The organism is Microbacterium murale (assembly GCF_030815955.1).
Lineage (GTDB): Bacteria > Actinomycetota > Actinomycetes > Actinomycetales > Microbacteriaceae > Microbacterium > Microbacterium murale_A.
In genome coordinates this window covers 3,916,790-3,929,218 of sequence record NZ_JAUSXK010000001.1, presented here as the reverse complement: position 1 = coordinate 3,929,218, position 12,429 = coordinate 3,916,790, and the positions used below count along the sequence as shown (strand labels likewise).

The following is a 12,429-nucleotide window of genomic DNA, read 5'->3' as shown; positions in this document are numbered from 1 at the left end:
TCCGAAACCTGGAGCGCGGGAGGCCGAGTACCGGATGCCGGTGATTCATCCCGGACGCTGAGAAACGTATCCTCGCTCCAATTGACGAGACCCTCCTCTGAGTGCAGAGGAGGGTCTCGTCGTGTGCGACCTGTCTTCGAAGTCAGATGACAGCGGCGTCCGCCACATCGTCCGCGCGGCTGATGGCACCGTCGCGCACGTCATTCCAGGCGAGGCGGAGACGCTCCATCGCCTGGGCTGTGCGTTCGGGCGGGTGAGTGATGGGGATGCGCAGATATCGCTCGAGCACGCCTCCCGTTGAGAAGCGCGGACCAGGCGGGGCGATGAGCTGATGGTCTCGGGCAGCGAGGGAGAGACGCGTCGAGATCGGGGCCCCGAGGTCTATCCAGGCCGACAGGCCGCCGGGTGAATGCGGCATCAGCAGATCCCCGATCCCCTCGAGCCCGGCAGCGACGGCCGCACGTCCGGCGAGCAGCCGGGAACGTACGTGCGCGGTGAGCGACGGCATCTCATCGAGCAGCTCGACAGCGATGCACTGCTCGAGCAGGGCCGTCCCGAGTTCGAACGACGGACGCGTGGCGAGCAACCGCGAGATGAGTGATCGTTCGGCCCTGATCCATCCGAGACGCAGGCCGCCCCACGCGATCTTGGACATCGATCCGATCGTCATGACGTCGGGGCCGAACGCCGACATGGGGAGCGGCGACCATCCGCGATCGATGTCGAGTTCGGTCGTGGTCTCATCGACGATCAGTTGCGTGGCGGAGTTGCGGGCTGCGCTGACGACACGGGCGCGATCCGCATCCGACATCGTCGCACCGGTGGGGTTGTGAAAATCGGGGATCAGATACGCGAGGTGAGGACGGCCGTGCAGCAGCAGGTCGGTCAGGTGGCTGACATCCCACCCATCGACGCCGACGGGCGTCGGCACCAGTCGGTAGCCGTTGCGGCGCAGCGCATCGAGAGCGTGCGGGAAGGTCGGCTGCTCCACGACCGCGCGTTCCCCGCGCCGCCCGATCGTTGCGAGGACGAGGTTCAATGCGCTCATCGCTCCCGAAGTGATGATGATCTCGTCCGCCGATGTTTCGACACCGCGCCGAGTGAAGTGCTGGGCGACGGCATCCCGAAGCCCGGGGAGACCGCGCAGCGAGTAGCCGCTTGTGCTGCGCAGCGCTGCGAGTCGGGGGAGCGACCGGACCGTTGCGTCGTAGAGGCCCGGTGTGGAGTCCATCGACGCGATCGAGAAGTCGATGGCATTGTGGTCCTGCTCGGCCCGTGGGCCTGCGCCGGCGTGGGGGAGCGCGACGCGAGTGCTCCCGCCGTGAAGGCGAGTGACCAATCCGTCGCCTTCGAGCAGGCTGTACGTGCGGGTCATGGTGGATCGGGAACGGCGCAGCTCCAGCGCAAGGGCGCGCTCGCTCGGCAGGCGCTCACCTACGGTCAACCTGCCGTCGAGGATCAGTGCGCGGATCTGCCCTGCAAGCGCAGCCGCGGTGGATCCTGCCGCATTCTGCGCACCGAGCTGTTCCACCAGGCGAGAGGTCATGATTCCAGCATGCCGCAAAGTGGCGTCACTTATGCAGGCCACTTTTCGAGTAGTGGACTCGAGATCCCCCGTCCGATGACGTCCACGATAGAGGCATGCTGCTCCGCTCCGTCTTTCTTCCGTTCACAGCCTCGAGTCGGCGCGACCTCGTCGAGCGCCTCGTGCAGTTGCTAATCGGCCTCTTCCTCTACGGAGTGGCGCTCGGGCTGATGGTGCGCGGCGGCATCGGCGTCTCGCCATGGGATGTACTCGCACTGGGCGTCTCAGGGCGGTCCGGACTCGGATACGGGACGGTGACCAATCTCGTCGCCGTGGTCGTGCTGCTGCTGTGGATCCCGCTGCGTCAACGCGTCGGCGTCGGCACGTTGCTGAATGCGCTTCTGGTGGGCCCTAGCGCCGATGCGGCGCTCGCGATCATCCCCGCGCCGAACTCGGTGTGGGCCGGAGCGACAATGTTCGTGCTCGGTCTCGTACTGCTCTCATTCGCCACAGGTCTTTACATCGCGGCGAGTTTCGGCCCCGGTCCGCGCGATGGTCTGATGACCGGTCTCGTGCGCATCACCGGCTGGAAGGTATGGATCGTGCGCACCCTCATCGAGGGCAGCGTGCTCATCATCGGCTTCCTGCTGGGAGGACCGCTCGGAGCGGGCACGGTACTTTTCGCGTTGGGTGTCGGGCCGCTCGTCGGCTGGTTCCTACCGCGCATCAGCCGTCGACGCGAGGAGCGCTCACGTCGCCTCGCCGCGGTCGCTGCCGACTGATCGACGCGCTGCGGATCACGGCCGAGCCGGTGCGCCGCCGCCGGGTCACCTCGGGTGGATGAGGCGGAACTGTTCGCAGACGACGGGCATATCGATTGCATAGCCGCGAGGGTTCTCCGAGTGTCTCCGCCAGTACTGCTCGTGGACCTCACGCCAATGCGCGAGCGTCCGATCGCCCTCGCCCTCCGCGTGCGCATGCGCTGCGGTGACCTGATCGAACGGCACGATGCGCACATCGGTCGTTTCGATGACCGCCCGTGGTTCACCGGCCCCGTCGAGGATCACGCTCAGCTCACCGACTTCGGGGATCGCGTCCCCACTGGCTTCGTAATCCCACAGCGAGGAGGCGGTGCCTGTCTTGGTTCCGGCGAGTACGAGCGCCAACAGATCATCGGCGTGGGCGGGGGTCGCCCCGAACGCCCACGCGAGCGGAATCGATGTCGGCAGGTCGCGATGAACCGCTCGCACCTCCGTCCAGAATGCGGACAGGGTGCCGGAACCGCTCATCAGTCGTCGTAGGAGGCGAAAGCGGCGACCGCGTTGTGTCCGCCGAAGCCGAACGAGTTGCTGATCGCCAGCTGCGGTCCGTCGCCCAGCGACTGTGCGTCTCCGGACACGTGCAGGGGGATCTCCGGGTCCTGCGTGGTGAGGTTGATCGTCGGGGGAGCGACGCGGTTCTGGATCGCGAGGATCGTGAAGATCGCCTCGAGCGCGCCGGTGCCACCGAGCAGGTGGCCGGTGGATGCCTTGGTCGCCGACACCGGGATGTCATGCACGCGGTCACCGATGACGCTCTTCAGCGCGGCGTACTCATTTGGGTCGCCGACCGGGGTCGACGTCGCGTGTGCGTTGATATGGGTGATTTCGTCCGGTGTGCGTCCGGCTGCTTCCAGCGCGAGCTTCACGGCACGTGCGGCGCCTTCTGGTGCGTTGGCGGTGATGTGGAAGGCGTCTGCGGTGACGCCACCGCCGACGAGTTCGGCGTAGATCTTCGCGCCGCGGGCCTTGGCGTGCTCCTCGGTCTCGAGGATGAGCACTGCCGCGCCTTCGCCCATCACGAAGCCGTCACGGTCCTCCGAGTACGGGCGGGAAGCGGTGGCGGGATCATCGTTGCGACGCGACAGCGCCTGCATCGACGTGAACGACGCGATCGTGATCGGGTGGATTGCCGATTCGGTTCCGCCGGCGATCACGACATCGGCGAGCCCCGACTGCAGGTGTTCGTATGCGTTCACGAGCGATTCAGTGCTCGATGCGCAGGCGGAGGCGACGGTGCGGGCGAAGGCGCGCGCGGTGAAGTGGAGGGACAGGTTGCCGGCGGCCGAGTTCGGCATGAGCATCGGCACCGTCATCGGCATGACACGGCGCGGGCCCTTCTCGCGAAGCGTGTCCCAGGCATCCAACAGTGTCCACACGCCGCCGATGCCGGTGGCGAAGTCGACGCCGAGGCGTTCTGGATCGACATCGGGAGAGCCGGCGTCCTCCCACGCCTCCATGGCCGCGATCAGCGCGAACTGCGAGGAAGGATCGAGGCGCTTGGCAACTGGTCGTGCGAGAACTTCTTCGGGACGGACGATCGCCTCTGCGGCGAAGGTGACCGGCAGCTCGAGCTCTGCGACCCACTCATGTTCGAGAGTGCGGCCTCCGGACATGCCGGCCAGCAGGTTGGTCCAGTTCTCGGGAGCTGTGCCGCCGATGGCGGAAGTGGCGCCGATACCGGTGACGACGATGCGCTTGGTCATTGGGTGTGGTTCCTGTCGAAAGGGACGAGAGCGGTCTCGGGAGGGGGAAGGCAGAGGATGCCACGCCCCGCTGAACGCGAGGGTGGCATCCGTCAGGTCTTACGCCTGGCCGGCGACGATGAAGTTGACGGCGTCGCCGACGGTCTTGAGGTTCTTGACCTCGTCGTCGGGGATGGTGACGCCGAACTTCTCCTCGGCGTTGACGACGATCGTCATCATCGAGATCGAGTCGATGTCGAGGTCGTCCGTGAAGGACTTCTCGAGCGCGACCTCGGAGCCGTCGATGCCGGTCTCGTCGGTGATCAGCTCGGAGAGGCCGGCGAGGACCTCATCGTTGGTGAAAGCCATGTGGTTTTCCTCTTTCTTGCGGGTTGTATTCGGAACCGATGAACAGTTTAGGCAATCGGCGGACGTGATCAGGGGAGGACGACGACCTGCGCGGCGAACACCAGGCCGGCGCCGAAGCCGATCTGCAGTGCGAGTCCGCCGGACAGCTCGGGATGCTCGGCCATCAGACGATGGCTCGCGAGCGGGATCGATGCCGCCGAAGTGTTGCCCGTGGTCTCGATGTCACGCGCGATGACCGTCGTCTCCGGCAGCTTCAGCTGCTTCGCGAATTCGTCGATGATGCGCATGTTGGCCTGATGCGGGATGAAGGCGGCGAGGTCCGCTGCTTCGACTCCTGCGACTTCGAGGGCCTCGCGCGCGACCTTGGCCATCTCCCAGACGGCCCAGCGGAACACCGTCGGCCCTTCCTGGCGGAGTGTCGGCCACGGCACTTCGCCGTCGCGGAACTGGGTGAGTGTGCCGTTCATGCCGACGGCATCCGCTTTCGAACCATCTGATCCCCAGACGGCGGGTGCGATACCAGGCGTCTCGCTCGGACCGATCAGTGCCGCGCCTGCGCCGTCGCCGAGGAGGAACGAGATGCTTCGGTCGGCCGGGTCGACGACATCGGAGAGCTTCTCGGTGCCGATCACGAGGGCGTAGCGCGCGGCACCGGCGCGGATGAGCGCGTCGGCCTGAGCGATCGCATAGGCGTAGCCCGCGCATGCGGCATTGATGTCGTACGCTGCGGCAGGGTTCGAGCCGACGCGGTCGGCGACGATGGCGGACACTGATGGCGACTGCTTGGGGTTGCTGATGGTCGCCACGATCACGAGGTCTACGTCGGATGCCGCGACACCTGACTTCTCGATGGCTTCGGCCCCAGCGATAGCGGCGAGGTCGATCGCGTCGGTCTCCTTGACCGCGCGTGCACGTGTGATGATGCCGGTGCGCTGGCGGATCCACTCGTCGCTGGAATCGATCGGCCCGATGAGGTCGTCGTTCGGCACGGCATTCTCGCCGCGCGCAGCGCCGAACGAAAGAATTCGAGTGAACTGCGGGCCGGTCGCCTGCTTCAGCGTTGCGGTCATGCTGCTGCTCCGTTCAGCAGCTGAACCGCTGCGTCGAGATCTTCTGGTGTCTTGACGGCCACTGCGGGCGTGCCGCGGAGGCCGCGCTTGGCGAGACCGGTGAGGGCGCCGGCGGGGGCGAGCTCGATGAGTCCGGTGATGCCGAGGTCGGAGAAGGAGCTCATGCAGAGATCCCAGCGAACGGGGGAGGAGACCTGGTTGACGATCAGGTCGAGTGCCGCTGAGCCGGACGTGACGATCGAGCCGTCCTTGTTGGTCCAGAGCATGATCTGCGGGTCGCTGGGCACGAGCTCGTCGACGGCGACGCGGAGCGCCTCGACGGCCGGTGCCATGTACGAGGTGTGGAAGGCGCCGGCGACCTGCAGTGGAATCACTCGAGTTCCCTTCACGGGCGCCTCGGCGAGTGCTGCCAGGGCGGGAAGAGCGCCTGCGACGACGATCTGGCCGCCGCCGTTGTAGTTGGCCGGTGACAACTCGATCTCGGCGAGGCGATCGAGCACTGACTGCTCGTCACCCCCGATCACGGCGCTCATGCCCGTCGGGGTCTGTGCCGCGGCATCCGCCATCGCACGTCCACGAACGCCGACAAGACGCATCGCCTGCTCTGCGGAGATGACGCCGGCGCCGACCAGCGCAGCGAGCTCTCCGACCGAGTGCCCTGCCGTGCCGTCAGGGCCACGTCCGGCGCGCGCTGTCAGCGCAGCGGAGGCGATCAGCGAGGCGGCGACGATGAGCGGCTGCGCGATGCGCGTGTCACGGATCGTATCTGCGTCGGACTTCGTACCGTGGAGGAGGAGATCGACTTCGGCGGCCTCGGAGTATGCTGCGAGGCTGTCGGCGACTCCGTCCAGTTCGAGCCAGGGGGAGAGGAAGCCGGGGGTCTGTGAGCCCTGTCCAGGGCAGGCGACGACAATCACCTACTCAGTCTGCCAACCTTCGCGCCAGAACGGTGGATGAACCCTCACAAGATTCCGAGATTCCCTTGTGTGTGGCGTACAGCGTGCGTCGTCGGCTCAGCGCGTGCGGCGATTGGTGGGACGGCGACGCACCGGATCCGTGGCGCCGATGGAACCGATGATCAGTGCCGTCTGCAGGATAAGGGCTTCACGTGGCCCCGTCGCATCCCACCCGATGACCTCGCTCACCCGCTTGAGGCGGTAGCGGACTGTATTCGGGTGCACGAACAGCTCTCGTGCGGTCGCCTCGAGTGAGCGGCCGTTGTCGAGATAGCTCCACAGGGTCGTGACCAGGTCTGTGGAGTGCGCCTGCAACGGGCGGTAGATGCGTTCGATGAGCGTCTGCTTCGCCAGCGGGTCACCGGCGAGTGCGCGCTCGGGCAGCAGATCGTCGGCTTCTACGGGACGCGGAGCGGTGCGCCATGCGCGGGCGACGGCGAATCCGGCGAGAGCTGCGCGTGCGCTCTGCCCGGCATCTACAAGCGCAGCCACCGGCGGGCCGAGCACGACGTAGCCGGGGCCGAAGGACGGCTCCAGACGTGCGGCGATGTCCTCGAACGCCAGGTCATCATCTGCGTCTTCACGACCGGCGACCTGGGCGCGGCCGAGCACGAGGACGAGCCTTGAGCCCTGCACTCCGATGAGCACATCGACCGAGAGCTTGCGTGCTGTGCGACGTACATGGTCCACGTCGAACTGCGGGGGAGTCGTACCCACCAGGACGCATACCTCGCCGTGGCCGTGCCAGCCCAGTGCGGCGATTCGGCTCGGCAGCTCCTCATCGGCCTCACCGGTGAGGATGGAGTCGACCACCAGCGCTTCGAGCCGTGCATCCCACAGACCACGCGCCTCGGCGGCCCGCGCGTATACATCTGCAGCGGCGAAGGCGACCTCGCGCGAGAACAGCAGGATGGCCTCACGCAGATCTTCGCCCTTGCCTGCGACCCGTTCCTCCGTGACCTCGACGGTCACGCGGATGAGCTGCAGGGTCTGGGTCAGACTGACACTTCGCAGAAGCTCCCTGGGCGCAGCCGCGAAGACGTCCGCCGCGATCCACGGAGTGGAGGTCGGATCGTCGAACCACTGGATGAACGAGCTGATGCCCGCCTGCGCCACCAGCCCGACCGCAGAGCGGCGGGCCGGTGGCATGTCGGCATACCAGGGCAGCGTGTCGTCAAGACGCTGAATCGTCGCCGTGGCGAGGTCACCGGAGATCCGGCGCAGCCAGGCGAGCGTCGTTGCCTTGTCCATCGATGCCACAGGCGATCCGGTCACACCGGGCTCAGCTCTCGCCGCCGGCGTTTCCGCTCGTGCCGGCGTTGACGTTGTGCAGGTCGTACTTCGAGATCGCCTGTGCGATCACGGAGCGCTCGACCTGCCCCTTGTCCGCGAGACCCTGGAGCGCGCGGACCACCATGGAGGGGCCGTCGATCTTGAAGAAGCGACGTGCCGCTGCACGGGTGTCCGCGAAGCCGAAGCCGTCGGCGCCGAGTGTGTAGTAGTCGCCCGGAACCCACTGGCGGATCTGGTCCTGCACCGCGTGCATGAAGTCGCTGGTCGCGACGAACGGACCTTCGGCGCCCTGCAGCTTCTGCGTGATGTACGCAACCCGCGGCTCTTCCTCGGGGTGGAGGAAGTTGTGCTCGTCGGCGGCGAGACCGTCGCGGCGCAGCTCTGTCCAGCTGGTGACGGACCACACATCGGCGGCGACGCCCCAGTCGTTGGCCAGCAGCTCCTGCGCCTCGAGCGCCCATGGCACACCGACGCCGGAGGCCAGCAGCTGGACGCGGGGTCCGTCGCCCTGGCCCTCGGAGATGCGGTGCAGACCCTTGAGGATGCCCTCGACGTCGACGTTCTCCGGCTCGGCGGGCTGCTTGAACGGCTCGTTGTAGACCGTGAGGTAGTACATGACATCAGGGTCGGGATGGGTTCCGCCGTACATGCGCTCGATGCCCGCCTGCACGATGTGCGCGACCTCGTACCCGTAGGCCGGGTCATAGGTCACCGTCGCCGGGTTGGTCGATGCGAGCAGCGGCGAGTGGCCGTCAGCGTGCTGCGTGCCCTCTCCGGTGAGCGTCGTGCGGCCGGCGGTCGCGCCGATCACGAACCCGCGGGCCATCTGGTCAGCGGCGGCCCAGAATGCGTCGCCGGTGCGCTGGTAGCCGAACATCGAGTAGAAGATGTAGATCGGGATCAGCGGTTCGCCATGCGTAGAGTACGACGTGCCGGTGGCGGTGAACGCCGCGGTGGCGCCGGCCTCGTTGATGCCGACGTGCATGATCTGGCCCTGCGGGCTCTCCTTGTAGGCAAGGAGCAGCTCGCGGTCGACCGCAGTGTAGTTCTGGCCGTTGGGGTTGTAGATCTTCGCTGTCGGGAAGTACGCGTCCATTCCGAACGTGCGCGCCTCATCGGGGATGATCGGTACGACTCGCTCGCCGAAGCCCTTGACCTTCATGAGGTCCTTGAGCATGCGGACGAAGGCCATCGTCGTGGCGACCTCCTGGTTGCCCGAGCCCTTCTTCGGGAACGCGTAGTCCTTGTCCTCGGGGAGCGTGAGACCCACGTGGGTGGTGCGACGCTCCGGCAGGAAGCCGCCGAGGTCACGGCGGCGGTCCAGCATGTACTGGATCGTCTCGTCCTGGGCGCCGGGGTGGAAGTACGGCGGCTGGTACGGGTTCTCCTCGAGCTGAGCATCCGTGATCGGGATCTGCATGGTGTCGCGGAAGAGCTTGAGGTCTTCCAGCGTCATCTTCTTCATCTGGTGCGTCGCGTTGCGCCCCTCGAAGTGCGGGCCGAGGCCGTAGCCCTTCACCGTCTTGGCGAGGATGACGGTCGGCTGGCCCTTGTGCTCCGTCGCAGCCTTGTACGCCGCGTACACCTTGCGGTAGTCGTGGCCACCGCGGCGGAGCTTCCAGATCTGGTCGTCGGTGTAGTCCTTGACCAGGGCGGCGGTGCGCTCGTCGCGACCGAAGAAGTTCTCGCGCACGAAGGCGCCGCTCTCGGCCTTGTACGTCTGGTAGTCACCATCGGGGGTGACATTCATGAGGTTGAGCAGCGCGCCTTCGGTGTCGCGGGCGAGAAGGTCGTCCCATTCGCGGCCCCAGACGACCTTGATGACGTTCCAGCCGGCGCCGCGGAAGTAGGACTCCAGCTCCTGGATGATCTTTCCGTTGCCGCGCACCGGTCCGTCGAGACGCTGCAGGTTGCAGTTGATCACGAAGGTCAGGTTGTCGAGGCCTTCGTTGGCCGCGACCTGGAGCTGACCGCGCGATTCGACCTCGTCCATCTCGCCGTCGCCCAGGAACGCCCACACGTGGGAGTCTGCGACGCTCTTGATACCGCGATTCTCGAGATACTTGTTCGCCATCGCCTGGTAGACCGCATTGATCGGGCCGAGGCCCATCGAGACGGTCGGGAACTGCCAGAACTCACGCATCATGCGCGGGTGCGGGTACGACGGGATGCCGTTGGGCGCGCCGGACTTCTCCTGGCGGAATGCATCGAGCTGCGCCTCGGTCAGGCGTCCTTCGAGGAAGGCGCGGGCGTACATGCCGGGTGAGGCGTGGCCCTGGTAGAAGATCTGGTCTCCGCCGGACGAGTCGTCCTGCCCGCGGAAGAAGTGGTTGTGGCCGACCTCATACAGCGAGGCTGCGGACGCGTACGTGGAGATGTGACCACCCACGCCGATGCCCGGACGCTGCGCGCGGTGCACTGTGATCGCGGCGTTCCAGCGGATCCAGTGGCGGTAACGGCGCTCAAGCTCCTCGTCGCCGGGGAAGTCCGGCTCGTTCTCGGAGGCGATCGTGTTGATGTAGTCCGTCGTCGGAACCATCGGCACGTTGAGGTGCAGCTCCTTCGAACGCTTGAGCATGCTGAGCATGATCTCGCGGCCGCGGCCGTGACCCTTGGCATCGACCAGCCCGTCAAGTGACTGCTGCCACTCGCCGGTCTCCTCCGGATCGCTGTCGAGGGGGCCCTGGGAGTACGGATCCTGGTCGTGAACGGTCACAAGGAGCCTTTCGTCAAGCTGGCAGGTCTTGCCAAGGAAACGGGAAGCGACGCGGGGAGCCTTGTCGGCTCGGCACAACGCGCGCCGCATTTAGCCTAGCCCTCTTCACAGACTGCGTCGCGCATCCGTGACATGGATAGACTGAACGCACCAGGGCCTTTAGCTCAGCTGGTAGAGCGCCACGTTTACACCGTGGATGTCGTCGGTTCGATCCCGGCAGGGCCCACAGCACGAACGCCAGTGATCATGCTTTGTTCCCTGTGAGGGCCAGCGTTCCACCGAGTCCGATCATCATGCCGCCACCGGCCGCACGTATCGCCGACAGTCGTTTGGGCGACGTTGAAAACCACTGGCGCGCCGTCCCGGCCGCGATCGCCCAGACGGAGTCGCACAGGAGTGCGACGATCGTGAACACGAGTCCCAACAACATCATCTGCAGCGCCACGTTCCCCGCGCTGTAGTTCACGAACTGAGGCAGTACGGCGACGAAGAACACGATCGTCTTCGGGTTCGTTGCACCGACGATCACTCCCTGTCGAAACGTCACCCATCCGGAGACTCCCGGCCGACCCGCGCGGCCACCCGCCTCGAGCCCCTCGCGTCTGTGGCGAATCGCCTGGATGCCGAGATAGACCAGGTACGAAGCGCCGACGATCTTGATGACGGTGAACACGACAATCGATTCCGCGACGATCGTCCCGATGCCGAGCGAGACGGCGATCACCAGCGGGAGGGCGCCGACTTCGTTGCCCAGAACGCTGAGGATGCCGCCGCGCCGGCCCAGTGCGAGCGACCGGCCGATCACGAACAGGACGCTGGGTCCAGGGATCGCGATCAAGATGAAGGACGCGAATGTGAACGCGAGCAGGGCTTCCCAGGAGAGCATGCCCTCATCGTACGACTCGCGCGGGATCTCAGTCCCCGTCGTCCACGACGCGGATGAGAACCTTTCCGATCGTGCCCTGTTGCACCGCGTCGTGCGCGGCGGCCGTCTCCTCTAGGGGAAACCACGTGAGGGGAAGCCCGTCCGCCTTTCCGACCGGAAGCGCGTCATCCTCCAGCGCAGCCGTGATGTCCGCGACCGCTGTGGCGAGAGCATCCTCGCCGACCGTGTACAACAGCAGTCCCTGCCAGCGCGCGTTCTTCGCGAATGTGGGGATGATCGGGACGGCGAATGTGTCGCCCTTGTCGTTCGCGTAGAACGCGATGGAGCCGTGATTGGCCACCACTGCGACATCCAGTGCGGCGTTCATCGCGGGCGAGACCTCGACGATGTGGTCGACTCCCGACGGGGCGACTTCGAGGATTCGTTCGGCCAGCCGATCATCGGGATAGCGGAACACGTGGTGCGCTCCTGCTGCGCGGGCGAGGTTCTCCTTCTCGTCGCTGCTGACCGTCGCGAGAACTCTGGCGCCGGCCCAGACCGCGAGTTGGATCGCCGCGTGACCCACCGCGCCGGCTCCGCCCTGAACGAGGACGGTCCGATCGGAGAGAGCGCCAGGAGCGAGCCGCGACGGACCGTGCTCGTGCACTGTCAGCGCGCGATGTGCAGTCATCGCGGGTACGCCAAGGCTTGCAGCCACATCGAAACCGACCCCTTCCGGAAGTCTCACGGCGCGCAGGGCCGGAATGATCGTCACATCCTGAGCGGTTCCGGTAGGGCGCTGGTGAGCCGCGAGGTACACCCACACACGATCTCCCACGCGGAGGTCAGCGACCCCGTCACCGACGGCATCCACGACACCAGCGCCGTCCTGGTTCGGGACGACCTGATCGAAGGGCATCGGTGCCTCAGACGAGGCACGAGCCTTCCAATCGGTGGGATTCACTCCCGATGCGTGGATGCGGACGCGCACCTCACCGGGACCAGGCTGCCCCGCTTCACGCTCGATCAACGTGAGCGTGTCTGAGCCGCCCTTGTCTGTGTACACGATTGCTCTCATGCCGGATGCAAGGCGCAGTCGCCTGCGGGTATTCCTCGTCCGGGCATCGATGTG

At 66.3% G+C, this 12,429-nt stretch carries 11 protein-coding genes and 1 tRNA gene; 2 read left to right on the top strand and 10 right to left on the bottom strand.

Annotation, left to right across the window (positions count from 1 at the left end; all coding sequences use genetic code 11):
• Positions 1–142: 142 nt before the first annotated feature.
• Entirely contained in the window at positions 143–1,546 is a 1,404-nt protein-coding gene (locus QFZ46_RS19035; RefSeq protein ID WP_307364057.1) for an aminotransferase-like domain-containing protein, read from the bottom strand.
• A 95-nt stretch (positions 1,547–1,641) separates the two neighbouring features.
• On the opposite strand from QFZ46_RS19035, the gene yczE reads away from it, so the two are divergent.
• Entirely contained in the window at positions 1,642–2,307 is a 666-nt protein-coding gene (yczE, locus tag QFZ46_RS19030; RefSeq protein ID WP_307364054.1) for a membrane protein YczE, read from the top strand.
• Positions 2,308–2,352: 45 nt separating this feature from the next.
• Here yczE and QFZ46_RS19025 read toward each other — a convergent pair whose 3' ends face one another.
• The 7 genes from QFZ46_RS19025 to aceE form a co-directional block, all read right to left on the bottom strand.
• Positions 2,353–2,814 (bottom strand): ASCH domain-containing protein, encoded by a 462-nt coding sequence (locus tag QFZ46_RS19025; RefSeq protein ID WP_307364052.1) that lies wholly within the window; start codon positions 2,812–2,814, stop codon positions 2,353–2,355.
• On the bottom strand, positions 2,814–4,049 hold the full coding sequence (locus QFZ46_RS19020) for a beta-ketoacyl-[acyl-carrier-protein] synthase family protein (protein ID WP_307364049.1): 1,236 nt from the start codon (positions 4,047–4,049) through the stop codon (positions 2,814–2,816). Before QFZ46_RS19020 ends, QFZ46_RS19025 begins: the two co-directional genes overlap by 1 nt.
• A gap of 99 nt (positions 4,050–4,148) precedes the next feature.
• Positions 4,149–4,397 carry an acyl carrier protein gene (locus tag QFZ46_RS19015; RefSeq protein WP_259062007.1) on the bottom strand — a complete coding sequence of 83 codons (249 nt, stop codon included), beginning with the start codon at positions 4,395–4,397 and terminating at the stop codon, positions 4,149–4,151.
• A gap of 68 nt (positions 4,398–4,465) precedes the next feature.
• Positions 4,466–5,467, bottom strand: coding sequence for a beta-ketoacyl-ACP synthase III (locus QFZ46_RS19010; protein ID WP_307364046.1), 1,002 nt, complete (start codon positions 5,465–5,467; stop codon positions 4,466–4,468).
• Complete coding sequence (locus QFZ46_RS19005; protein WP_307364044.1) at positions 5,464–6,384, bottom strand: ACP S-malonyltransferase; 921 nt, start codon at positions 6,382–6,384, stop codon at positions 5,464–5,466. Before QFZ46_RS19005 ends, QFZ46_RS19010 begins: the two co-directional genes overlap by 4 nt.
• Positions 6,385–6,480: 96 nt before the next feature.
• Positions 6,481–7,674 (bottom strand): PucR family transcriptional regulator, encoded by a 1,194-nt coding sequence (locus QFZ46_RS19000; protein ID WP_307364691.1) that lies wholly within the window; start codon positions 7,672–7,674, stop codon positions 6,481–6,483.
• Positions 7,675–7,705: 31 nt separating this feature from the next.
• A complete protein-coding gene (aceE, locus tag QFZ46_RS18995; RefSeq protein WP_307364042.1) occupies positions 7,706–10,432 on the bottom strand; it encodes a pyruvate dehydrogenase (acetyl-transferring), homodimeric type in 2,727 nt (908 codons plus the stop codon).
• A 153-nt stretch (positions 10,433–10,585) separates the two neighbouring features.
• On the opposite strand from aceE, the gene QFZ46_RS18990 reads away from it, so the two are divergent.
• Positions 10,586–10,658: transfer RNA gene (locus tag QFZ46_RS18990), tRNA-Val, on the top strand.
• Between the two features lie 18 nt (positions 10,659–10,676).
• Here the strand turns inward: QFZ46_RS18990 and QFZ46_RS18985 are convergent.
• A complete protein-coding gene (locus tag QFZ46_RS18985; protein WP_307364040.1) occupies positions 10,677–11,318 on the bottom strand; it encodes a LysE family translocator in 642 nt (213 codons plus the stop codon).
• Between the two features lie 28 nt (positions 11,319–11,346).
• Positions 11,347–12,375 carry an NADPH:quinone reductase gene (locus tag QFZ46_RS18980; RefSeq protein WP_307364038.1) on the bottom strand — a complete coding sequence of 343 codons (1,029 nt, stop codon included), beginning with the start codon at positions 12,373–12,375 and terminating at the stop codon, positions 11,347–11,349.
• Positions 12,376–12,429: the final 54 nt, after the last annotated feature.